Source organism: Pantoea ananatis PA13, from assembly GCF_000233595.1.
In the GTDB taxonomy this organism is placed as follows: Bacteria; Pseudomonadota; Gammaproteobacteria; order Enterobacterales; family Enterobacteriaceae; genus Pantoea; species Pantoea ananatis.
On the sequence record NC_017554.1, the window covers coordinates 4,063,060 to 4,086,317 of the forward strand.

26 protein-coding genes and 1 pseudogene are annotated in these 23,258 nt (G+C 52.9%); 15 read left to right on the forward strand and 12 right to left on the reverse strand.

Annotated features, from left to right (window positions below; genetic code table 11):
* The first annotated feature begins 63 nt into the window (after positions 1 to 63).
* Together dacB and PAGR_RS19160 are read left to right on the forward strand one after the other, a co-directional pair.
* A complete protein-coding gene (dacB, locus tag PAGR_RS19150) occupies positions 64 to 1,497 on the forward strand; it encodes a serine-type D-Ala-D-Ala carboxypeptidase (protein WP_014595158.1) in 1,434 nt (477 codons plus the stop codon).
* A gap of 474 nt (positions 1,498 to 1,971) precedes the next feature.
* Complete coding sequence (locus tag PAGR_RS19160; protein WP_014606753.1) at positions 1,972 to 2,397, forward strand: hotdog fold thioesterase; 426 nt, start codon at positions 1,972 to 1,974, stop codon at positions 2,395 to 2,397.
* A gap of 47 nt (positions 2,398 to 2,444) precedes the next feature.
* Here PAGR_RS19160 and cgtA read toward each other — a convergent pair whose 3' ends face one another.
* From cgtA to rplU, 3 genes are all read right to left on the reverse strand, one after another.
* Positions 2,445 to 3,617, reverse strand: coding sequence for an Obg family GTPase CgtA (gene cgtA / locus PAGR_RS19165; RefSeq protein WP_013024341.1), 1,173 nt, complete (start codon positions 3,615 to 3,617; stop codon positions 2,445 to 2,447).
* Between the two features lie 241 nt (positions 3,618 to 3,858).
* A complete protein-coding gene (gene rpmA / locus PAGR_RS19170) occupies positions 3,859 to 4,116 on the reverse strand; it encodes a 50S ribosomal protein L27 (protein WP_009092448.1) in 258 nt (85 codons plus the stop codon).
* 15 nt (positions 4,117 to 4,131) lie between these two features.
* Complete coding sequence (rplU, locus tag PAGR_RS19175) at positions 4,132 to 4,443, reverse strand: 50S ribosomal protein L21 (RefSeq protein ID WP_013024339.1); 312 nt, start codon at positions 4,441 to 4,443, stop codon at positions 4,132 to 4,134.
* A 255-nt stretch (positions 4,444 to 4,698) separates the two neighbouring features.
* Here rplU and ispB point away from each other — a divergent pair, with 255 nt between their 5' ends.
* Together ispB and PAGR_RS19185 are read left to right on the forward strand one after the other, a co-directional pair.
* Positions 4,699 to 5,670, forward strand: a complete 972-nt coding sequence (ispB, locus tag PAGR_RS19180; RefSeq protein WP_014606754.1) for an octaprenyl diphosphate synthase — start codon at positions 4,699 to 4,701, stop codon at positions 5,668 to 5,670.
* 232 nt (positions 5,671 to 5,902) lie between these two features.
* Entirely contained in the window at positions 5,903 to 6,184 is a 282-nt protein-coding gene (locus PAGR_RS19185; protein ID WP_013024337.1) for a helix-turn-helix domain-containing protein, read from the forward strand.
* A gap of 74 nt (positions 6,185 to 6,258) precedes the next feature.
* On the opposite strand, the gene murA is transcribed toward PAGR_RS19185, so the two are convergent.
* From murA to mlaF, 7 genes are all read right to left on the reverse strand, one after another.
* Positions 6,259 to 7,518, reverse strand: a complete 1,260-nt coding sequence (gene murA / locus PAGR_RS19190) for a UDP-N-acetylglucosamine 1-carboxyvinyltransferase (protein WP_014595155.1) — start codon at positions 7,516 to 7,518, stop codon at positions 6,259 to 6,261.
* 64 nt (positions 7,519 to 7,582) lie between these two features.
* Positions 7,583 to 7,840, reverse strand: coding sequence for a BolA family iron metabolism protein IbaG (ibaG, locus tag PAGR_RS19195; protein ID WP_010251880.1), 258 nt, complete (start codon positions 7,838 to 7,840; stop codon positions 7,583 to 7,585).
* 122 nt (positions 7,841 to 7,962) lie between these two features.
* A complete protein-coding gene (gene mlaB / locus PAGR_RS19200; RefSeq protein WP_013024334.1) occupies positions 7,963 to 8,259 on the reverse strand; it encodes a lipid asymmetry maintenance protein MlaB in 297 nt (98 codons plus the stop codon).
* Positions 8,259 to 8,891 (reverse strand): phospholipid-binding protein MlaC, encoded by a 633-nt coding sequence (mlaC, locus tag PAGR_RS19205; protein ID WP_024472197.1) that lies wholly within the window; start codon positions 8,889 to 8,891, stop codon positions 8,259 to 8,261. Before mlaC ends, mlaB begins: the two co-directional genes overlap by 1 nt.
* Before the next feature lie 16 nt (positions 8,892 to 8,907).
* Positions 8,908 to 9,462, reverse strand: coding sequence for an outer membrane lipid asymmetry maintenance protein MlaD (mlaD, locus tag PAGR_RS19210; RefSeq protein ID WP_014595154.1), 555 nt, complete (start codon positions 9,460 to 9,462; stop codon positions 8,908 to 8,910).
* Positions 9,463 to 9,466: 4 nt separating this feature from the next.
* Positions 9,467 to 10,249, reverse strand: a complete 783-nt coding sequence (mlaE, locus tag PAGR_RS19215; RefSeq protein WP_013024331.1) for a lipid asymmetry maintenance ABC transporter permease subunit MlaE — start codon at positions 10,247 to 10,249, stop codon at positions 9,467 to 9,469.
* Between the two features lie 4 nt (positions 10,250 to 10,253).
* Entirely contained in the window at positions 10,254 to 11,069 is an 816-nt protein-coding gene (gene mlaF / locus PAGR_RS19220) for a phospholipid ABC transporter ATP-binding protein MlaF (protein WP_014595153.1), read from the reverse strand.
* Positions 11,070 to 11,281: 212 nt separating this feature from the next.
* Between mlaF and PAGR_RS19225 the strand changes: the two genes are divergently transcribed.
* The 11 genes from PAGR_RS19225 to npr all read left to right on the forward strand — a co-directional run bounded on the left by PAGR_RS19225 (position 11,282) and on the right by npr (position 19,276).
* On the forward strand, positions 11,282 to 12,262 hold the full coding sequence (locus PAGR_RS19225; RefSeq protein WP_013024329.1) for a calcium/sodium antiporter: 981 nt from the start codon (positions 11,282 to 11,284) through the stop codon (positions 12,260 to 12,262).
* A gap of 16 nt (positions 12,263 to 12,278) precedes the next feature.
* Complete coding sequence (gene kdsD, locus PAGR_RS19230) at positions 12,279 to 13,265, forward strand: arabinose-5-phosphate isomerase KdsD (RefSeq protein ID WP_013024328.1); 987 nt, start codon at positions 12,279 to 12,281, stop codon at positions 13,263 to 13,265.
* A gap of 13 nt (positions 13,266 to 13,278) precedes the next feature.
* A complete protein-coding gene (gene kdsC / locus PAGR_RS19235; protein WP_013024327.1) occupies positions 13,279 to 13,845 on the forward strand; it encodes a 3-deoxy-manno-octulosonate-8-phosphatase KdsC in 567 nt (188 codons plus the stop codon).
* Positions 13,842 to 14,423, forward strand: a complete 582-nt coding sequence (lptC, locus tag PAGR_RS19240; protein WP_014606755.1) for an LPS export ABC transporter periplasmic protein LptC — start codon at positions 13,842 to 13,844, stop codon at positions 14,421 to 14,423. The genes kdsC and lptC overlap by 4 nt, the downstream gene beginning before the upstream one ends.
* Positions 14,392 to 14,946 (forward strand): lipopolysaccharide ABC transporter substrate-binding protein LptA, encoded by a 555-nt coding sequence (gene lptA, locus PAGR_RS19245; protein WP_014606756.1) that lies wholly within the window; start codon positions 14,392 to 14,394, stop codon positions 14,944 to 14,946. The genes lptC and lptA overlap by 32 nt, the downstream gene beginning before the upstream one ends.
* Before the next feature lie 5 nt (positions 14,947 to 14,951).
* On the forward strand, positions 14,952 to 15,677 hold the full coding sequence (gene lptB, locus PAGR_RS19250; RefSeq protein ID WP_013024324.1) for an LPS export ABC transporter ATP-binding protein: 726 nt from the start codon (positions 14,952 to 14,954) through the stop codon (positions 15,675 to 15,677).
* Positions 15,678 to 15,725: 48 nt separating this feature from the next.
* A complete protein-coding gene (rpoN, locus tag PAGR_RS19255; protein ID WP_013024323.1) occupies positions 15,726 to 17,162 on the forward strand; it encodes an RNA polymerase factor sigma-54 in 1,437 nt (478 codons plus the stop codon).
* A gap of 21 nt (positions 17,163 to 17,183) precedes the next feature.
* Positions 17,184 to 17,471, forward strand: a complete 288-nt coding sequence (hpf, locus tag PAGR_RS19260; protein WP_013024322.1) for a ribosome hibernation promoting factor — start codon at positions 17,184 to 17,186, stop codon at positions 17,469 to 17,471.
* Between the two features lie 152 nt (positions 17,472 to 17,623).
* The gene (gene ptsN / locus PAGR_RS19265) at positions 17,624 to 18,103 is read left to right on the forward strand and encodes a PTS IIA-like nitrogen regulatory protein PtsN (protein WP_013024321.1); all 480 of its coding nucleotides are present in this window, start codon (positions 17,624 to 17,626) and stop codon (positions 18,101 to 18,103) included.
* A 49-nt stretch (positions 18,104 to 18,152) separates the two neighbouring features.
* Positions 18,153 to 19,007, forward strand: coding sequence for an RNase adapter RapZ (gene rapZ / locus PAGR_RS19270; protein ID WP_013024320.1), 855 nt, complete (start codon positions 18,153 to 18,155; stop codon positions 19,005 to 19,007).
* Positions 19,004 to 19,276, forward strand: a complete 273-nt coding sequence (npr, locus tag PAGR_RS19275) for a PTS phosphocarrier protein NPr (protein ID WP_013024319.1) — start codon at positions 19,004 to 19,006, stop codon at positions 19,274 to 19,276. Before rapZ ends, npr begins: the two co-directional genes overlap by 4 nt.
* 2 nt (positions 19,277 to 19,278) lie before the next feature.
* Here the strand turns inward: npr and mtgA are convergent, their stop codons facing one another.
* A complete protein-coding gene (gene mtgA / locus PAGR_RS19280) occupies positions 19,279 to 19,998 on the reverse strand; it encodes a monofunctional biosynthetic peptidoglycan transglycosylase (protein WP_013024318.1) in 720 nt (239 codons plus the stop codon).
* 796 nt (positions 19,999 to 20,794) lie between these two features.
* Positions 20,795 to 23,214, reverse strand: a pseudogene (arcB, locus tag PAGR_RS19290) (aerobic respiration two-component sensor histidine kinase ArcB).
* Positions 23,215 to 23,258: the final 44 nt, after the last annotated feature.

Sequence of the window (23,258 nt, forward strand, 5' to 3'; positions counted from 1 at the left end):
GTTTACTTTCCACCGTCCAGGGACGTAGTATTGTCGCCTTCACCTGTCAGTTGCCGCGAGATTATGCGATTTTCACGACTTGTTACCGGATTAACCTGTGCTTTTATGCTGCAGGCACAAGCAGCGCCAGTTGATGAATACATGCAATATCTGCCAGATGGTGCCAATCTGGCTTTGCTGGTGCAAAAAGTGGGCGCATCCACGCCAATTATCGATTACCACGGGAAACAGATGGCACTTCCCGCCAGTACCATGAAAGTGATCACCGCCTTGGCGGCATTGCTGGAACTGGGCGGTGATTACCGTTTTCAAACCACCTTTGAAACCAAAGGCGCGCTGGTCGATGGCACGCTTAATGGTGATTTAGTAGCCCGGTTTGCTGGCGATCCTACCTTGGGTCGTCAGGATCTGCGGAATATGGTCGCGGCGTTAAAAAAACAAGGCATCACACACATCAAAGGTAATCTGGTCATCGATACCTCGGTGTTTGCCAGCCATGATGCGGCGCCTGGCTGGCCGTGGAATGACATGACCCAGTGCTTTAGCGCACCGCCGGCGGCGGCTATTGTGGATAAAAACTGCTTCTCGGTTTCACTCTACAGTGCCGACAAACCGGGCGAAAATGCCTTTATCCGCATTGCGTCCTACTACCCGGCTCACATGTTAAGCCAGGTGCGGACGATTGGGCGCAACAGCGGTGACGGACAATACTGCGAGCTGGACGTGGTGCCAGGCGAGCTGAACCGCTACACCTTAACCGGCTGTATGCGTCAGCGTAGCGATCCGCTTCCTTTAGCCTTTGCGGTTCAGGATGGCGCGGCCTGGGCAGGCGAAATCCTGAAAGCAGAACTGCGTTCCGCCGGTATTGATTACAGCGGCCATCTGCTACGTCAGACGCAGGTGACCGAGCCGGGCACCGTGCTGGCATCAACGCAGTCAGCTCCGCTGCATACGCTGCTGCATATGATGCTGAAGAAGTCCGACAATATGATTGCCGACACGGTGTTCCGCACCATTGGCCATCATTACTTCAACGTACCGGGTACCTTCCGCGCAGGATCAGATGCGGTTCGTCGCATCCTGCGTGAAAAAGCCAATATTGATTTGGGTAACAGCATCCAGGTGGATGGTTCGGGCCTGTCACGTCACGATCTGATCTCGCCCGCCACCATGATGCAGGTGCTGCAATATATTGCGCAGAACGACAGCAAACTGGATTATATTTCGATGCTACCGCTGGCCGGACACGATGGCACGCTGCAGTACCGTGGCGGACTGCACGAAGCCGGTCTGGATGGCAAGGTCTCGGCTAAAACCGGCTCACTGCAGGGCGTATATAACCTTGCAGGCTTTATCACCACCTCTAGCGGGGCACGCGTGGCGTTTGTGCAGTTCCTTTCTGGCTATGCGGTTCCGCCGCAGGATCAGCGCACACGCCGTATTCCGCTGGTGCGCTTTGAAAGCCGGCTCTATCGCGATATCAATAAGAATTACTGATTTATGTTAGGAAACGCAGCGGGCGACCACCTGCTGCGTTTTTTTTATCATCGCCAAAAAGTCAGGGATAACGCCTCGGCTTCAGGCGCGCAACAACCTGTTCAGGATACCTTCGCCTGCGCGCCAGGCCGCATCACTCCCAGCCGCATGGCTTTTCTTATGCCCGGGTCTTACAGAATCGGTACCTGTTTAGCGGGTTATCTGCGCCCCGCCTCACGCTGGCACCCTGGGTAATCGCATAAATTTTCTTAACCGAATCCACCCGGGTTCAGGGACGATAACGGGGATCGCAGGCAGAGGCTGCAACGCCCTGTCGCCCGGCCCAGTAAACGCCCTTCTGTTACCCTTGAGATGCAATGCTGATGTAAAACTGGACAGCCGCAGGCGGTTATCACTACGCTAATTCTTTCGCCTCTGCGTCACGTCACGTGACATCGCAGCGGAAGACGATGGCGCAACCCTGGGAGCCTGACAATGGCAACGATCTGGAAACGCGTAGTTTGTCTGGATGCGCTCAATGCGCAGAGCACTCATACGCTGGTGGCGCATGTGGGCATCCTTTTCACCGCAGTGGGTGATGACTATCTTGAAGCCACCATGCCAGTAGACAGCCGCACGCAGCAGCCCTTTGGCCTGCTGCACGGCGGCGCCTCAGTGGTGTTAGCCGAAACGCTGGGTTCTGTGGCGGGTTATCTGGCATCAGAGGATGGCAGCCGCGTGGTGGGCATCGAAGTGAATGCCAGCCATCATCGGGCCGTTTCAGGTGGTCTGGTGCGCGGTATCTGTCGTCCGCTGCATGTGGGGAAGCGGAATCAGACGTGGCAGATTGAGATTCGTCACGAGCAGGATAAATTATGCTGTAGCGCACGGCTTACCGTTGCGGTGCTGGCGCAGCCCTGAAAGAAATCTGCCCCCGTTCCGGTGGAAAGGGGGCAGTCGTAAGCGGTCTAGCGCTGGTAGATGATTTCGACGCCTTCGTCGTCATCCTCATCCCAGTCGTCATCCCACTCTTCATCTTCTTCAACCGCCGCGGTTTCAATGGCTTCTTTGTGGTAATCGTCCCACATGAACTCCACTTTCTCCGGCTGTTTTTCTTCAACGTCAGCTTCTTTCGGATTGGCGTTGATAAAGCTCATGACGTCCCAGCACAGGTCCGTAACGCCCTGACGGCTGGCGGCAGAGATAAGATAGTATTTATCTTCCCAACCCAGCGCCTCGGCAATGGCTTTTGCACGCGCCTGAGCTTCTTCTTCATCAATCAGATCGACTTTGTTGAATACCAGCCAGCGCGGCTTGTTAAACAGCTTATCGCTGTATTTCTCCAGCTCGCCCAAAATAATACGGGCGTTCTCAACCGGATCGCTCTCGTCAATGGGCGCAATGTCGATCAGGTGCAGCAGCACGCGGCAGCGTTCCAGGTGCTTCAGGAAGCGAATACCTAAACCTGCGCCCTCGGCTGCGCCTTCAATCAGGCCGGGGATATCGGCCACCACAAAGCTCTGCTCGCTATCCATACGCACCACGCCCAGGCTTGGCACCAGCGTAGTAAAGGGATAGTCCGCCACTTTTGGTTTAGCAGCAGAAACCGCACGGATAAAGGTCGATTTCCCGGCGTTAGGTAAACCCAACATGCCTACGTCAGCCAACAGCATCAGCTCCAGCTGCAGGTCGCGTTTCTCACCGGGCGTACCCATGGTTTTTTGACGCGGACTGCGGTTTACCGATGATTTAAAGCGGGTATTTCCCAGACCGTGCCAGCCGCCTTTTGCCACCATCAGGGTCTGCTGGTGACGCGTCATATCGCCCAGCGTTTCGCCCGTTCCCTGGTCGATAACACGGGTTCCTACCGGCACTTTAACGGTGATATCTTTACCACGCTTACCGGTACAGTCGCGACTCTGACCATTCTGTCCCCGCTCGGCGCGGAACGACTTTTCGAAACGATAATCAATCAGGGTGTTAAGGTTTTCGTCAGCCACTAAGAATACGTCGCCGCCGTCACCGCCATCACCGCCGTCCGGGCCGCCTTTCGGGATATATTTTTCACGGCGGAAACTGACACAACCATTACCGCCATCACCTGCGACGACCAAAATTGTCGCTTCATCTACAAACTTCATTTTCTTTCTCCGTCACACAATCGTCTGCAATACGCTGCAGACGGGTCCGCCAGGGTCTTCTGCGCGACCAGCGGCGGATAAATCAAAACTGGCTGACGCCAGCGTGTACATAAAGTGTACAGCAAACATTCAGGCGATGTCGCCTGTCGGGCAAGGGGTCGCAGAATGTAAAAAGCCCCGCAACAGTTGCGGGGCCTTCAATTCGTGCGTTCAGACGTTAACCGTCTGCGTCACGACAACCTTACTCAGCAACGATGCTGATGTATTTACGGTTGTTCGGACCTTTAACTTCGAATTTTACTTTGCCGTCTGCAGTAGCAAACAGGGTGTGGTCACGACCACAACCAACGTTGCTACCTGCGTGGAATTTGGTGCCACGCTGACGAACGATGATGCTACCTGCCAGAACAGATTCGCCACCGAAACGTTTTACGCCCAGACGTTTTGCATTGGAGTCACGACCATTTCGAGTCGAACCACCAGCCTTTTTATGTGCCATTTGTCAGATCTCCTCTTACGCCGTGATACCAGTAATTTTCACATCAGTGAACCACTGGCGATGGCCAGCTTGCTTACGGTAGTGCTTACGACGACGAAACTTAACGATCTTAATTTTCTCGCCACGACCATGAGCAACAACTTCTGCCTTGATCACACCGCCTGAAACCAGTGGCGCGCCGATTTTCACGTCTTCGCCATTTGCAATCATCAGAACCTGGTCAAACTCAATGGTTTCACCGGTTGCGATGTCCAGCTTTTCCAGGCGAACGGTCTGACCTTCGCTTACTCGGTGTTGTTTACCACCACTTTGGAAAACCGCGTACATATAAAACTCCGCTTCTGCGCTTGCCTTTCAGTTCATCAGGCGGCGCGCTAAATATTCACAATAGGGCGCGAATTCTACGCAAAACTCAAACAGAAGACAAGAGCACTTTGCACACTCTTGCAGAAAAAAAACACAGGCTCAATGCAAACGTTTCTCAACCTGAAAATTCAAGTACAATCAGTAACAGATTACTGAACGCTGGCTGGGTAAAACCGCTTACCATGGCAAAGAAACGAGTCATAGCTGAAAAGACGAATGAACTTAGAACAGATTAACGAATTAACCGCACAGGACATGGCTGCCGTTAACCAGACCATACTCGACCAGCTGAATTCAGATGTCTCGCTCATCAACCAGCTGGGTTATTACATCATCAGTGGCGGCGGTAAACGCATTCGCCCCATGATTGCCGTGCTGTCGGCGCGCGCCATGGGTTATCAGGGCGATCTCCACGTCACCAACGCGGCGCTGATCGAATTTATCCACACCGCCACGCTATTGCATGACGATGTCGTGGATGAATCCGATATGCGCCGTGGCAAGGCCACCGCGAACGCTGCATTTGGTAATGCAGCCAGCGTGCTGGTCGGTGATTTTATTTATACTCGCGCCTTCCAGATGATGACCAGCATGGGATCGCTACGTATCCTGGCGCTGATGTCAGAAGCGGTGAACGTTATCGCGGAAGGGGAAGTGCTTCAGCTGATGAACGTCAACGATCCTGACATCACAGAAGAGAGCTATATGCGGGTGATCTACAGCAAAACAGCTCGCTTATTCGAAGCCGCCTCTCAGGCCTCGGCGATTTTAGCGGAGGCAACGCCAACGCAGGAAAAAGCCCTACAGGATTATGGGCGCTATCTGGGAACCGCTTTCCAGTTAATTGACGATTTACTTGACTACAGTGCCGATGGGGAAACCCTGGGTAAAAACACCGGTGACGACCTCAGCGAAGGTAAACCCACCCTGCCACTGCTTCACGCCATGAACCATGGTTCGCCTGAGCAGGCGAAGATGATCCGCGATGCCATCGAACAGGGCAACGGTCGCCATTTACTGGCGCCCGTTCTGGAAGCGATGAACCAGTGTGGCTCACTGGAATGGACGCGTCAGCGTGCGGAGCAAGAGGCCGATAAAGCCATTGCAGCCTTGCAGATTCTGCCAGAAACCCCGTGGCGCTCAGCCCTGGAAGCGCTGGCGCATATGTCAGTCCAACGCGATTTCTGATTTCTGTTCCTGACGGAGCCACCACGGCTCCGTGACCTTCTCCCACTCCCCTTCTTCTTTCACGCGTTACACTCCTTTTGCGTCAGGCCGCTCAGTTCTGTCTGCTTGCCTAAATATTACTGGAATCTTATGGAAATTTTCTGATATAAAATTCGACAACTTTCCAGATAGGATGTAGACAAGTCAGCATCACTCGCGCGTTACGCACTGACAAGGACAAGGAGAAAAGGTTATGCAGAGCAGGACAGAGGACTGGCATCCCGCCGATATCATTGCCGCACTACGTAAACGTGGCACCACGCTGGCGGCGCTTTCACGTCAGTCGGGATTAAGTTCATCAACCCTGGCCAACGCGCTCTCGCGCCCCTGGCCCAAAGGCGAATGGCTGATTGCCGATGCGATCAATGTTCATCCGTCAGAGATATGGCCAAGTCGTTATTACGATCCCGAAACCCATTGTCTCCTGGATCGCAAAAAGCGTGTGCGACCGACTCACAACGAGACCAAAAGCTAGCGTAACGCGATCGGTAGCCGAAAAAAAAACCAGCCTTGTGATAAGGCTGGTTTCATTAGCATGACGCCGCGAGATTATTCGCCGCTGATGCGCTCAATATTCGCCCCCATCGCTTTGAGCTTATCTTCGATATGCTCGTAGCCACGGTCAATATGGTAAATACGATCGACCAGCGTTGTTCCTTCCGCAATACAGCCTGCCAAGACCAGACTGGCCGAGGCACGAAGATCCGTTGCCATCACCTGCGCACCTGACAAGGTTTCTACACCGTGACAGATTGCAGTATTGCTCTCAATTTCTGCATGCGCGCCCATACGAATCAGCTCAGGGATATGCATAAAGCGGTTTTCGAAGATGGTTTCGGTAATCAAACCCGTTCCTTCTGCCACCAGATTCAGCAAGGTAAACTGTGCCTGCATATCGGTCGGGAATCCCGGATGCGGAGCCGTACGCACGTTAACCGCTTTAGGTCGCTTGCCGTGCATATCCAGGCTGATCCAGTCTTCACCGGTTTCGATGTCTGCCCCTGCATCGCGCAGCTTCGCCAGCACCGCATCCAGCGTATCGGGCTGTGCATTGCGGCAGATGACTTTACCGCCGGAGATGGCTGCCGCAACCAGGAAGGTGCCGGTTTCAATGCGATCGGGCAGTACACGGTAAACGCCGCCGCCCAGACGCTCGACGCCTTCGATAGTAATTTTATCGGTACCGGCACCGCTGATTTTGGCGCCCAGCGTGTTCAGGAAGTTGGCGGTATCAACGATTTCAGGTTCACGCGCCGCATTCTCAATCACGGTAGTGCCGGTTGCCAGCGTCGCTGCGCTCATGATGGTGACGGTCGCGCCCACGCTGACTTTGTCCATCACGATCAGCGCGCCCTTCAGGCGTCCGTTAACGGATGCTTTGACATAACCTTCTTCCAGCTTGATCTCTGCACCTAACTGCTCAAGGCCCGTAATATGCAGGTCAACCGGGCGCGCACCGATGGCGCAGCCGCCCGGCAGTGACACTTCGCCCTGGCCAAAACGCGCCACCAGCGGACCCAGCGCCCAAATTGAGGCACGCATGGTTTTCACCAGTTCGTAAGGCGCACAAAAAACGTCTACACCGCTGGCATCAACGTGTACAGAACCGTTGCGCTCAACCTTTGCACCCAGTTGCGTCAACAGCTTCATGGTGGTGTCGATGTCACGCAGCTTTGGCACATTCGTGATCTCTACCGGCTCTTCAGCCAGCAAAGCAGCAAACAGAATGGGTAGCGCGGCGTTTTTCGCGCCGGAAATGGTGACTTCACCACTTAAGCGGGTGGGGCCTTGCACACGAAATTTATCCATTAACACGGTTCTCAATTAACTGGCTATAAAACGGTCACGCTCAGGCGAGCAGCCCCGGAGGGAATCAAAAACCGTTGAGTTTACGGTCACGCGCCCACTCTGCAGGCGTGTAAGTTTTGATGGAGACGGCATGAATACGGTTGTCCGCAATAAATTCCATCAGCGGCGCATAGACAGCCTGCTGCTTCTTCACGCGGCTTAACTCACCAAACAGCTCACCCACGGCGATAACCTGGAAATGGCTGCCATCATTGCTCATGACATGAACTTCATCTAAGGGCAGCGCTGCCATCAGCACGGCCTGAATCTCACTGTTTTCCATTGCTCTTAACTTCACTTAATAATAATAAGGCTGACATAGTAGAGGAAAGTGCCTGATTCTTAAATACGCAAAAGCCCCTGTACGGGACCGGGGCTTTGACGAGAAAGGCCAGTTCAGGCGCTTTAATCCGCAGAAACAATAATTTGTTGCAGGTTGTAAAGGGTGATCAACGACTGCAATTTGTCGCCGATTCCCACAAAGCGCAGCGAGCCTCCCTGCTGCGAGGTAATCTCCCGCAGGTGAACCAGCAGCGCAAGTCCCGATGAATCCACCCTTTGCAGGGCGGAAACATCGATCAGTTCGACCGCGTTAACCAGCGCTTCACGCTGCTCCCACAGACTCAGCAGCGTGTCACGATCCAGCTCGCCTTCCAGCCGCAGCGTGTTTGCCTCGCGTGACCAGTGCAGTGATGCCTGCATTATTTGTTTTGATCCAGGGTGATAGGCTGTTTCGCTGAGGCTTCCAGCTGAGCGGTCAGCGCATCGATCCCCTTGGTACGCAGCAGATCGCCCCACTCATTCTGTTTGGTGGTGATCATGCTCACGCCTTCCGCGATCATATCGAAAGCCTGCCAGTTGCCGGTCTGGCTGTTCTTACGCCACTGGAAGTCGAGGCGTACAGGCGGACGGCCCTGAGGATCGATAATGGTCACGCGGATAGCCACAATATTGGTGTTGCCAATCGGCTTCTCAGGTTCAATCTGATAGGTCTGACCGTGATACAGGGCCAGTGCCTGGCCATAAGCCTGAGCCAGATAGTCGCCAAAGGCTTTGAAGTAAGCTTCACGCTGTGCTGGTGTGGCATCGCGGTAGAAACGGCCCAGCACTAATGCACCGGCATATTTGATTTGCACGTAAGGCAGGAGCTCCTGACGAACGATCTCACGCAGATAGTTTGGATCCTGCTTAATTTTCGGCTGTTCGTTCTTGAGACGGGTGAACGTTTTGTTAGCCGCTTCGTTCATCAGTTTATAAGGATTGCTTTGATCGGCCGCGGTGGCTGCCAGTGGCGTGACCACCAGCATGGCGATCATCAGAAAACGTTTAAACATCATGTTATCCCTCTATTTAAGGTTGAGCCGCTGCTGCCGGTGCGGCCATCTCGCCGCCCTGCGCGTCCTTACTGTCACTGGTTTGCTTGTTGCCTTTATTGTCGCCGCTTTTATACAGGAACTGGCCAATCAAATCTTCCAGCACCATCGCCGACTTGGTATCGCGAATCGTCCCGCCGTCATTCAGCATTGACGATCCTAGCTCAGGATCGTCAAAGCCGATATTTAACGACAGAAACTGCTCGCCCAGTAACCCCTGAGTGCGGATCGCCAGCGAACTGGTATCCGGAATCTGGTTGGCATATTTATCACTGATATCCATTGTAACGCGCGGCAGTAACGTTTTAGGTTCAAGAGAAATGTCCGTTACGCGACCAATCACCACGCCGCCAATTTTCACTGGCGAACTGGCTTTCAGGCCGCCGATGTTATCGAAGGTGGCATACAGTTTCCAGGTGGGCTCCGTACCTAAAGATTTGAGATCTGCCACGCGCAGGCAGAGAAACAACACGGCAATCATTGCCATGATCATAAACACGCCAACCCAAATTTCGCTTTTTTTGCTTTGCATCGCATCAATTCCCAAACATCAGTGCTGTCAGCACAAAATCTAAACCGAGCACCGCCAGTGATGCATGCACCACGGTGCGCGTCGTGGCGCGGCTAATCCCTTCAGAGGTCGGGATGGCATCGTAACCGTTGAACAATGCAATCCAGGTGACAGTGACGGCAAACACAGCGCTTTTAATAATGCAGTTGACCACATCGCTACGAAAATCGACGGCGTTTTGCATCGCCGACCAGAAGAAGCCAGGGTCAATCCCTTTCCAGCTCACGCCTACCAGCGCTCCGCCCGTAATCCCTACAGCAGTAAAGATTAACGCCAGCAGCGGCATGCTGATAAAACCCGCCCAAAAGCGCGGCGAAACGACACGGCGCAGGGGATCGACCGCCATCATCTCCATACTGGAGAGTTGCTCCGTGGCTTTCATCAGCCCGATCTCTGCCGTTAAGGCCGATCCTGCGCGCCCTGCAAACAGCAGCGCCGTCACAACCGGACCCAGTTCACGCAGCAGCGACAGCGCCACCAACATGCCCAGACTGGTTTCAGCGCCATAGGTGGTTAACACCAGATAGCCCTGGAGGCCCAGCACCATGCCAATAAACAGACCGGAGACGACAATGATGACCAGAGACAGTACGCCGATGCTGTAAAGCTGTTTGATCAGCAGCGGAAAGTGTTTACGGAACGCGGGCTTACCGACCAGCGCATGAAAAAGCATTAAACCGGCACGCCCAAAGCTGGCGCAGGTTCCTATTCCCCGGCGTCCTAACGACGCCAGTGCTTTCAACAACATCAGCTTAGATTCTCCCTGAGCCGGTTAAGTCGGCCAAATAGTCGCCCGCCGGAAAACGAAACGGCACTGGCCCATCCGCAATGCCGTCAATAAACTGGCGCACACGGGGATCGTTGTTAGCACGCAGGTCTGGCGTCGTGCCGTGCGCAATAATTTTTTGTCCTGCCACAATGTAGGCGTAATCAGCAATACTCAACACTTCGGGCACGTCGTGGGAAACCACGATGCAGGTCAGGCCCAGCGCATGATTCAGTTCATCAATAAGCTTAACCAGCACGCCCATGGTAATGGGATCCTGCCCTACAAAGGGTTCATCGAACATAATGAGTTCAGGCTCAAGCGCAATTGCGCGCGCCAGCGCAACCCTGCGGGCCATCCCGCCTGACAGCTCCGCAGGCTTCAGCTGCGCAGCACCGCGTAGACCCACGGCTTCCAGCTTCATCAGTACGGTACTGTGTAAAATCGGCGCGGGCAGCCGGGTATGTTCACGCAGCGGCCAGGCCACATTTTCGTATACCGTTAAGTCGGTAAACAGCGCGCCTGACTGAAACAACATGCTCATCTTTTTACGCGCTTCATACAACTTTGTGCGCGACAATGTCGGAATGTTCTCATCCCGAAACCAGATCTCACCGCTATCAGGTTGCAGTTGCCCGCCGATTAAGCGTAGCAGCGTTGTTTTCCCGATCCCCGACGGCCCCATAATCGCCGTCACTTTACCTTTTGGCACCGTCAGCGAAATATCGTCGAAAATTTTGCGATCGCCACGTGAAAAACTCACGCCACGAACCTCAACCAGGTTCGTTTTTTGTTGGATCATTATCACCTCTATTACGGATCGGGCGTCAACATAGGGTACGATGGTAGCCTGTTAAGGCTAAACGCACGATAGCTTTACAGAAACTTAATACAAAGATTTGGCGAAAACGGTCATAAAATTTACTTTTGCCGCTCAGAAGGTCAAAATCAGCGCCTGTTTTGTCACAAAGAACCTGAAGGCGAGCCGACAGGGGTTTTAAGCAAGGATTTTTCATGTTCGTCGCTACCGCACTGCTGATTATCGGACTGCTTTTACTGGCTTATGGTGCCGATCGTCTGGTGTTTAGTGCTGCAATACTTTGTCGATCCTTTGGCATCCCGCCCTTGATCATCGGCATGACCGTCGTCAGTATCGGCACCTCGCTCCCGGAGATCATTCTCTCTTTCTCGGCAGCGCAGTACGGACAGATGGATCTGGCGGTGGGCACCGCGCTTGGCTCAAACATCACCAACATTCTTTTGATTCTCGGTGGCGCGGCCTTGCTGCATCCCCTGAGCATCCATTCCAATTTAATACGCCGTGAACTGCCGCTGATGGTGCTGGTCTCACTTCTTAGCGGCATCATGTTATTTGATAACTATCTTAGTCGCCTGGATGGCCTTGCACTGATTGCTATCGCCGCGATTTATCTGATAGTGACCATCCGCATCGCGCGCAAAGCAGAGAAGGACAATAACGATACGTTAACGCGCGAACAATTAGCCGAACTGCCGCGTGAAGAGAGCGGAAATACCGTCGCCTTTCTCTGGCTGGCCGTCGCACTGATTATCCTGCCCATGTCGACGCACATGGTGATCGATAACGCGACCGTATTTGCGGATTACTTTGGCGTCAGCGAGTTGGTCATGGGGCTGACGCTCATCGCGGTCGGCACCAGTCTGCCAGAGCTGGCAACGGTCATCGCGGGCGCGCTGAAAGGTGAAGATGATATCGCTATCGGCAATCTGATTGGTGCCAATATTTATAATCTGGCTATCGTTCTGGGTCTGCCGGCCCTGATTCATCCCGGCAGCGTAGACTATCACGCATTTGCGCGCGATTACTGGATAATGCTGGGTGTCAGCGTGCTGTTCGCCATGCTTTGTCTGCTGCGTCGCCGCCGGGTTGGCCGTACGGCGGGCTCGCTTTTACTCTGTGGTTTCTTCGTCTGGGTAACGCTGCTGTGGCTACAGCCGGCGTTTATGGACGGCTAACAAGGACAGATTCGCCATGTCATATCAGCAACCAACGGTAAATTTTGATTTTCAGAAAGCCGGTAAAACGGTATTACGCATCGAGCGCGAAGGCCTGGAGCAGCTTGATCAATATATTAATGAGGCTTTCGCCGACGCCTGCGCACTGATTTATGCCTGTCAGGGAAAAGTGGTGGTCATGGGAATGGGCAAGTCGGGCCATATCGGGAAAAAAATGGCGGCCACCTTTGCCAGCACCGGCACGCCGGCGTTCTTTGTGCATCCCGCTGAAGCCAGCCATGGCGATCTTGGCATGGTAGGTAAAGACGATGTCGTCATCGCGATATCTAACAGTGGCGAATCCAGTGAGATTTTGGCGCTGATACCGGTAATGAAACGCCAAAAGATTCCGTTGATCTGTATGACAAGCCGTCCTGAAAGCGCCATGGCCCGCGCCGCAGATATCCACCTGTGCGTGAAAGTCCCACAGGAGGCCTGTCCGCTCGGCCTGGCCCCCACCACCAGCACAACCGCAACGCTGGTCATGGGCGATGCGCTGGCCGTTTCCCTGCTGGAAGCCCGCGGCTTTACGCCAGAAGACTTTGCCTTGTCCCATCCGGGCGGTGCGCTGGGCCGGAAGCTGCTGCTACACGTCAGCGACATTATGCACAGCGGGGATGAACTCCCGCACGTCACTCGCGATGCTTCCCTGCGTGATGCCCTGCTGGAAATTACCCGTAAAAATCTCGGCCTGACGGTTATCGTGGACGATCTGATGAAGATCGAGGGCATCTTTACCGATGGTGACCTGCGCCGCATCTTTGATATGGGCATTGATTTTCAACACGCCACTATCGCTGAAGTCATGACCCGGGGTGGCATTCGCGTGCGGCCTAACGTGCTGGCGGTGGATGCGCTGAATTTGATGCAAACCAAAAACATTACTTCCCTGCTGGTGGCCGATGACGACCGTCTGTTGGGTGTGGTACATATGCATGACATGCTGCGCGCTGGCGTAGTGTAAACAGGAAGACATAATGCAGTCGGAAAATGCCACTTTAGAAACGTGCTACGGCCCGGTCAGTTCAGATGTCATGACGCGCGCCAGTAAAATTCGCCTGCTGATCTGCGACGTTGACGGTGTGATGTCGGATGGCCTGATTTATATGGGGAACAGCGGCGAAGAGCTGAAAACCTTTAACGTGCGCGATGGCTATGGCGTTCGCTGCCTGCTGACCTCTGACGTCGAAGTAGCTATTATTACCGGCCGCACGGCCAAATTACTGGAAGACCGCTGTAAAACGCTCGGGATTCGCCACCTTTATCAGGGGCAATCAGATAAGCTTTTGGCCTATGGTGAACTTCTGGATACACTGTCGCTCTCTGACGATCAGGTCGCCTATATTGGCGACGATCTGATTGACTGGCCAGTGATGGCGAAAGTCGGGCTAAGCGTGGCTGTCGCCGATGCCCATCCATTGCTATTGACGCGCGCGAACTACGTTACCCGTATTGCCGGTGGGCGCGGCGCGGTGCGGGAGCTGTGCGATCTCATCTTAATGGCGCAAAATAAATTCGAGGATGCCAAAGGGCAATCAGTATGAGTAAAAGCAGGCGTTGGATAACGTTGGGTCTGGCCTTGATTGCGCTGGTGCTTATTGGCTGGAATTTCACTAACCGGGATGGCGACAACAGCGCGCCGGTAGCGAATAATGATCAAACGCCAACCTACACTAGTGCCAATTCGCATACCGTAGTCTACAACCCGCAAGGCGGGCTGGCTTATAAGCTGATATCGGACAAAGTCACCTATTACGAAGACAGCGGAATAAGCTGGTTTGATAATCCGGTGATGACTACCTATGACGAAAATAAAATGCCGACCTGGACGGTACGTTCAGATAAAGCAAAGCTTACCAAAGATCGTATGCTGTATCTGTACGGCCATGTTGAGCTGAATGCTCTGGCTCCAGATTCTGAGCTTGAGAGAATTAAAACGGATAACGCTCAGGTCAATCTTGTCACGCAGGACGTCGCCTCTGACGACCAGGTGACGTTATATGGCCGCAGTTTTAACTCTACCGGTATGAAAATGCGCGGTAATTTACGGACAAAGAACGCCGAGTTAATCGAAAAGGTCAAAACTTCTTATGAAATTCAAAATGAACAAAAACCGCATTAAGTTTTTACTGGCCAGTATGCTGCTTGCAACCAGCCTGCCTGCTCTGGCGCTGACCGGTGACTCGGACAAACCCGTCAATATCGACTCTGAGAATCAGTCTCTGGATCTGCAAGGCAATGTCGCGACCTTCACCGGTAATGTTATTGTCACCCAGGGATCGATCAAAATTACTGCGGATAAAGTGGTGGTCACGCGTCCGGGCGGTGACAGTAAAAAAACCATCGTTGATGCTTACGGTAACCCTGCCACCTTTTACCAGATGCAGGACAACGGCAAACCGGTTCAGGGTCATGCGTCCAAACTGCATTATGAGCTTGCCAATGACTTTGTTGAGCTGACCGGCAACGCCTACATTGAGCAACTGGACAGCAACATCAAAGGCGACCGCATCACCTATCTGGTAAAAGAGCAAAAAATGCAGGCTTACAGCCAGGGCCAGAGCAAGCGCGTAACGACCGTGCTGGTGCCGTCGCAGTTGCAGGATAAGCCCGCGTCAACCAACAGCGAAAAAAAGAGTAACTGATCACTATGGCCACATTAATCGCAGAAAACCTGGCAAAGGCTTATAAAGGCCGCCGCGTGGTTGAAGACGTCAGCCTGCAGGTAAAGTCCGGTGAAATCGTCGGGCTGTTGGGTCCAAACGGTGCGGGTAAAACGACCACCTTTTACATGGTGGTGGGCATTGTTCCGCGCGATGCGGGACGCATCATTATTGATGACGAAGATATCAGCATCCTGCCGCTTCATGCGCGTGCGCGCCGCGGCATTGGCTATCTGCCGCAGGAAGCCTCAATCTTTCGTCGCCTGAGCGTTTACGACAACCTGATGGCGGTCCTGCAAATTCGTGATGACTTAACCGAAGAGCAGCGACAGGATCGGGCTAACGAGCTAATGGAAGAGTTTCACATTGCTCATCTGCGCGACAATATGGGGCAATCGCTGTCGGGTGGTGAGCGCCGTCGCGTAGAAATTGCGCGTGCGCTGGCAGCGAATCCGAAATTTATCCTGCTGGATGAACCCTTTGCCGGGGTCGACCCGATTTCCGTTATCGACATCAAAAAAATCATTGAACACCTGCGTGACAGTGGCCTTGGTGTTCTCATCACCGACCACAACGTGCGTGAAACGCTGGCGGTCTGTGAACGCGCCTATATCGTCAGTCAGGGAAACCTGATTGCGCACGGTACGCCGAATGAAGTCCTTGCAGATGAGCAAGTTAAACGGGTTTATTTGGGTGAAGAGTTCAGACTCTGATAAGGTGTCGTTAATACTGATGTTTACCCGGGAATATCCATCCTGTCTATGAAGCAAGGTTTGCAACTCAGGCTCAGCCAACAACTGGCGATGACCCCACAACTGCAGCAGGCGATACGTCTGCTGCAGCTCTCTACGCTCGAACTCCAGCAAGAGTTACAGCTGGCGCTGGAAAGCAATCCCCTGCTTGAGCAAACCGATCTGCACGATGAAATAGACGCGAAAGAGTATCAGGAAGGCGAAGCGGGACTGGATACCCGAGAAGCGCTGGAACAAAAGGATATGCCTGAAGAGCTGCCGCTTGACGCCACGTGGGACGAGATTTACACCGCAGGCACGCCTTCAGGAACCGGTACCGATTATCAGGATGACGAGCTGCCGATTTATCAGGGCGAAACCACACAGTCACTGCAGGACTATCTTATGTGGCAGGTCGAGTTAACGCCCTTCAGCGATAACGACCGTGCCATTGCGACCTCTATCGTCGATGCCATTGATGACACCGGTTATCTTACCGTTTCACTTGAAGAGATTCTCGACAGTATCGGTAACGACGAGCTGGAAATCGACGAAGTCGAAGCCGTGTTAAAGCGCGTTCAGCGTTTCGATCCTGTCGGCGTCGGCGCGCGTGATTTGCGCGACTGCCTGCTGGTGCAGCTGTCGCAGTATGCGCCTGAAACGCCGATGCTGGCGGAAGCAAAATTGATCGTCAGCAGCCATCTCGATTTGCTGGCGAACCACGATTTCCGCAGCCTGATGCGCGTAACGCGTCTGAAAGAAGACGTACTGAAAGAGGCGATGCTGCTGATTCAGTCGCTCGATCCGCGCCCGGGTCAGTCGATTAACACCGGTGAACCCGAATACGTGATTCCCGATGTGCTGGTACGTAAAGTGACGACGCGCTGGACGGTCGAACTGAATACCGACAGCCTGCCCAGGTTGAAGATAAACCAGCAATATGCCGCCATGGGCGGAGCCGGACGCAACGACAGCGACAGTCAGTTTATCCGCAGTAATTTGCAGGAAGCCCGCTGGCTGATTAAAAGCCTTGAAAGCCGTAACGAGACATTGTTAAAAGTCTCCCGCTGTATTGTGGAACAGCAGCAGGCCTTTTTTGACCAGGGTGAAGAGTTTATGCGTCCTATGGTGCTGGCCGATATTGCCCAGGCGGTGGACATGCATGAATCGACGATTTCCCGCGTGACTACGCAAAAATACCTTCACAGCCCACGAGGCATTTTTGAACTGAAGTATTTTTTCTCCAGTCATGTTAATACTGAAGGTGGCGGAGAAGCGTCATCTACCGCTATTCGTGCGCTGGTGAAAAAATTAATCTCGGCGGAAAACCCCGCCAAGCCCTTGAGTGACAGTAAACTGACCTCCATGTTATCTGATCAAGGGATAATAGTGGCACGTCGAACCGTCGCTAAGTACCGCGAGTCTTTGTCCATACCGCCTTCAAATCAGCGTAAACAGCTGGTTTGACAGAAATGAGAAGGAAGACCTATGCAGCTGAACCTTACCGGGCAAAATGTTGAAATCACCGAACCCCTGCGTGAGTTCGTGACAACGAAATTTGCCAAACTGGAACATTACTTTGATCATATCAATCAGGTGTATGTTGTCCTGAAAGTTGAGAAGGTGACGCAGATTGCTGATGCAACCCTGCACGTCAACGGTGGCGAGCTGCACGCCACATCTGAAGCGGAAGATATGTATGCGGCAATTGACGGATTGATTGACAAGTTGACCCGTCAACTGACCAAATATAAAGACAAGCTAAAAAAACACTAACCTTCACGCTGGCAGGCGCGCCCGGCGCGCAAAGCTGAAAGGATGGGGCGGATTAACCGCCCCGTTTTGTCATCTGTGCCAGCGCCATTATTCCGCGACGTGATTTTTACGTACCGGGTTGATGGCTATGTGAACTCGCAAGTGAAACGACAATGAACAATGATTTAACACTGGAACTGAGCACGGTGCTTTCGCCAGACTGCACCCGCAGTAGCGTACACTGCCAAAGCAAAAAACGGGCGCTGGAGATTATCAGCGAACTGGCCGCTAAGCAGCTCAACCTGCCGCATCAAACGCTGTTTGAGGCGATCCTAACCCGTGAGCGCATGGGGAGCACCGGTATCGGTAACGGTATCGCGATCCCTCACGGCAAGCTGGAGGAAGATACTTTACGGGCCGTGGGCGTCTTTATCAGCCTGGAGCAACCCATCGCTTTTGATGCCGTGGATAACCAGCCTGTCGATCTGCTTTTTGCGCTACTGGTGCCGGCTGACCAGTGTAAAACCCATTTACATACGCTGTCGTTAGTGGCAAAACGACTGGCGGATAAAACGGTTTGCCGCCGCCTGCGTGCCGCGCAGAGCGATGAAGAACTGTATGCGATTATTACCGAAGCACAAACAGAGCAATAAAGCGCGTGATTTACCGGCGTAAGCCGGCTTTAAAACGGGAGAGAAGGTCATGGTGCTGATGATCGTCAGCGGTCGGTCAGGCTCGGGAAAGTCAGTGGCGCTTCGCGCGCTGGAAGACATGGGTTTTTACTGCGTTGATAACCTGCCAGTGGTGCTGTTGCCTCAACTGGCTGAATCACTGGTCGAGCGCAATATCTCTGCGGCCGTGAGTATTGACGTACGCAATATGCCCGAATCTCCTGAGATTTTTGAGACGGCGCTCAGCAGCTTGCCTTCAGCATTCTCACCGCAGTTGCTGTTTCTTGATGCCGATCGCAACACGTTGATCCGCCGTTACAGTGATACGCGCCGTCTGCATCCGTTATCCAGCAAGAATCTGTCGCTGGAAAGCGCGATTGACGAAGAGAGCGACCTGCTTGAGCCGCTGCGTTCCCGTGCCGATCTGATTATTGATACTTCAGAGATGTCGGTACACGAACTGGCGGAGATGCTGCGTACCCGCTTGCTGGGTAAACGTGAGCGTGAGCTGACAATGGTGTTCGAATCGTTTGGCTTCAAGCACGGCATTCCCATTGATGCAGATTACGTTTTCGATGTGCGCTTTTTGCCTAACCCGCACTGGGATCCTAAATTACGTCCCATGACCGGTCTGGACAGGCCCGTGGCCGCGTTCCTCGATCGTCATACTGAAGTCCATAACTTCATATATCAGACGCGTAGCTATCTGGAACTCTGGTTGCCGATGCTGGAAACCAACAACCGTAGCTATCTTACCGTGGCAATTGGCTGTACTGGCGGCAAACATCGCTCCGTGTATATTGCCGAACAGCTGGCTGACTATTTCCGCTCCCGGGGTAAAAATGTACAGTCTCGTCATCGCACGCTGGAAAAACGTAAATCATGACCGTTAAGCAAACCGTGGAAATCAGAAATAAGCTCGGCATGCATGCACGTCCTGCTATGAAGCTGTTTGAACTGGTGCAGAGTTTCGATGCCGAAGTGCTGTTGCGTAACGAGAGCGGAACAGAGGCCGAAGCCAGCAGCGTTATAGCGTTGCTGATGCTGGATTCGGCCAAAGGCGGTCATATTGAGATCGAAGCCAGCGGTCCACAGGAAACGGAAGCCCTGGCCGCCGTCATTGAACTGTTTGAAGCCGGATTCGACGAAGACTAACGTCAGTTCAGGTGATTGCGCTGCAGGAAGCCTTCGCCACCCAGCTGACGCATCTGGCGCAGGATCCACTGCTGGCGTTGACGGACATAGCCTGAAGGTGCGTCTGCGCGGAAGCGCAGCGGATTAGGCAAGACAGCAGCCAGCAGCGCCGCTTCGGACAGGGTTAATCGGCTGGCAGGTTTATGAAAGAAGCGGCGTGAAGCCGCCTCTACCCCGAACGTGCCTTTGCCAAACTCCGCGATATTCAGATAAACCGTCAGGATCCTCCGTTTGGTCCATACGGTTTCCAGCCCGACGGTTAATCCCGCCTCCAGTCCTTTACGCACCCAACTCCGGCCATCCCACAAAAACAGATTTTTTGCCGTTTGCTGTGACAGCGTGGATGCTCCACGCATCCGGCTGTCACTGTCGTCCAGTACGGACCGGATTGCCGCTACGTCAAACCCCCAATGGTCGGGGAAGTGTTGATCTTCAGAAGCGATGACGGCCAGTTTCATCCAGGGTGAAATTTCATCTGCTCCTACCCAGTCCGAATGAGAGACGTAGCCAAAATCGCCCCTGAACCAGGCACCTACCTGACGTTCTGCCATCACGGCTGAAAAGGGGACAGGAATGAACGAAAAGAGCAGAATGCCCGCCAGCCACAGCCCCAGCCAAATAAACACAATGCGCATCACTACAGGCTTCACGCGCCGCCACAGGTTCCCTTTATGCTTACTCATGCGCTCGTCTCAAGATTTTTATGCGTTAATTAATTTCAGGCGTGACCACTGCCCGGCGTACACTTTTTTACTGACAAATGCGCTGCTACATTGTGCAACGTTTATAACAAAACAATGAAAATGCATTCTGAATGCAACAATAGTTTGAATGAGTTCAATTACTTCCACGCGTAAGGAATCGGTTCCATCTTTTTTGTAATGCGCCCACCTTTCTAAAAAGATGATACCATTTTGTGACAATCCCATACCTCAATGTTTCACAAAACTTATATATAATTCTGCGGACTGTAAAAAGCCCTCACGGCACCTGCTGATAAAATGTTCACTCAGTGACCTTGCTAAGGGATTTATTTGTCACACAGCGTTATTTTAACTCTATGTTTTTGCCGAATTATAAAAGACTTTCTATCGGCAAAACCTTTTGATGATGAGATAAGATCCGGTGACCCGAAACGTTTTGGGTCCGATCGACCTGTTTTCTTCATTATTCTTTATTATCATAAGTTTATATCTATTTTACTCGCAAGCTACGGCAAAAAATTTTGGTTACCGCGCGCAACACAGGTTTTGTTAACAAATTTGGCTTAAGCCCGTACAAAAAACAGTAGGTTTGATTAAAAAACAACCAATACGACGGTAAAATTGATTCATTGCTTGACTATGTTGTCGAATTAATGTTTCCTGTATTTAAACGCGGTTCAACATCACAAATTTTAATGAATCTTGTCACAAAGTAATTTGAATTTGCTAAGGTGTTGCAAGTGTTAACCAATACCCCGCTGTTGCATGAATAACATTAAGCATAGCAGCAGCGTCTTTTTCCCTGGTGTTGGCGCAGTATTAGCGCACCCCGGCTTCGGCTGGGGTCATTTTTTTGTATCAACGCTGTTTTTCAGCAACCCACTCGCGCAGTACCTGCACATCGTGTTGCCATTCACGCTTCAGTTCTTCGACCCATTCGCCCACGTTGTCCCACCATGCCGGTAGTTCAGGGCTTTGAATCTGCTTTGCCACCTGCTGAAGATGCTGTAACCCAACCGAGCCTGCTGCACCCTTGATTTTATGTCCTTCCTCCGCAATGCCTTTTTGGTCACGCGCCATCATGTTGGAATCCAGCACCTCAAGATAACCCGGCATCATCTGTTCAAACATAGTCAGGCTTTGCGTAATCAGCTTCGGCCCCACCAGATCCAGATATTGTTCGAGCATAGGAACATCCAGTATTGCATCGGTTTTACTGTTATTCACGAACCTGGCCGGCTGCGCATCGCTCTCAGACTGATAGTCCCAAAACTTTTTAATGATGGCCGTTAACGCGGGCACGGCAAGGGGCTTACTAAGCACGTCGTCCATGCCAGCGTCGAAGTACTCTTTTTTGTCTTTCAGCACGTTGGCCGTTAACGCAACCAACGGCGGCAGGTTTGCGTCTGGATGTTGCTGACGGATGGCGCGTGACACATCCATCCCGGTCATGTCCGGCAGTTGGATATCTAACAGCACCAGATCAAACTCAAGCGGATCGAACATCTCCAGTGCCGCCTTGCCGGTCATCGCCACTTCTACGCTGCATCCGAGTTTTTCCAGTACCGAGCGTGCAACAACGACATTCAGCTCGATATCTTCCACCAGCAGGACGTGCAAAGCCGGGAGCGGAAGCGGGTCGTCCACGCCTTCATCTTCCACTTCTTCTGCAATGCGTGGCGCTTTTATCACAACGGTAAAGCAGGAGCCCTGCCCCGGTGCGCTGTTTACGCTGATATCCCCGCCCATGGCCTGTGCCAGGCGGCGTGACACTGCCAGACCAATACCGGTTCCGGTCGCCGGCTTCCCGCCGTGTTGATCGGTAACCTGATAATACATCGCAAAAATTTTATCCTGCTCTTCCTGCCGAATCCCCTGCCCTGAGTCCTGAACCTCAAAGCGCAGCGTTTCATCCTGCTCGTACGCGACGCGTACGACGATCTCTCCCTGCTGGGTGAATTTCACCGCGTTACCAATCAGATTCCACAGAATCTGCCGCAGGCGCGTGCCATCAGTTGAGATCTTATGCGGCAGTGGGAGTTGTGGCGCCATGACAAACTTCAACCCTTTAGGCTGTGCCAGCAGGCCTGAGAGGTTTTCCAGATCGGCCAGGAAACTGGTGAAGTCGACCGGCTGGTTATCCAGCTGAACCTTGCGGCGTTCGATCTTATCGACTTCAATGACGTCATTGAAAATGTTGCCCAACGTAATCGCGGAAACGTGGATCGTTTTCAGGTACTTAAGCTGCTCCTGGTTCAGATCGGTATCTAGCAAGATGCGACTGAGCCCGACAATGCCGTTAAGCGGCGTACGAAGCTCGTGGCTGATCGTTGAGATAAAGGTGGTCTTCTCGCGGCTGGCACTCTCCAGCGCGTCCTGATAGCGTTTACGCTCGGTAATATCGCGTCCGAAGCCCATCAGCCCACTGCGCTTACCCACGCGGTCATAATAGGGCACTTTGCGGATCTCAAAACAGGCTTTACGGCCATCGGGATACTGCAGCCACTGCTCATAGGTCAGCGAGACGTTATGCCGGAAGACTTTTTCGTCTGTCTCCAGCACCTTGGTGGCCGTATCGTTGTCATAGATGTCGCGAGGCGTCAGACCAATAAGCTGTTTTTCGCTTTTGCCGGTTAACAGCTCCATGGCCCGGTTACAGCCCGAAAACTGTTTATCGATATTGCGGTAAAAGACCAGATCCGGTGAGGCATCCAGGAACGAACGCAGAAAGGAAGACTGTTGCTCCAGCTCAATTTGCGCCTGCTCGCGGCGCGCCACCTCTTCACGCAGCTTCGCCATCACCTGCTCACGTGCTTCCTCAGCTTTTTTACGATCGGCGATTTCATTATTAAGCTGTGAGATGGTCTCTTTCATCTGTTGATTTAGTTCGAGATCGCGCGTGCGCATCTCTTCCAGCTTATCCACCAGCCTTGCCAGACGCTGACGAGACTCTTCCAGCTGGTCAACCACCACAGAAAGGAAGTAGACCGCCCAGGGCGTGATTAAGAGGCCAAAAAAGACCGAACGCACCATATCGATACTTTCGACGTGGCCACGCAGTACCATGGTGACCGCCATCTGCACAATCATCGCCAGCACGACCAGCGCGGAGGCCAGCAGCAGCGAGAAACGTACCAGGCCAAGCTTGACCATTAAATCAACATAATATTGCGCCAGCAGGCGAATCTGTTTCATAAACACTCCCTGGATGAGAACAGCCACATGATAGCGTATTTATT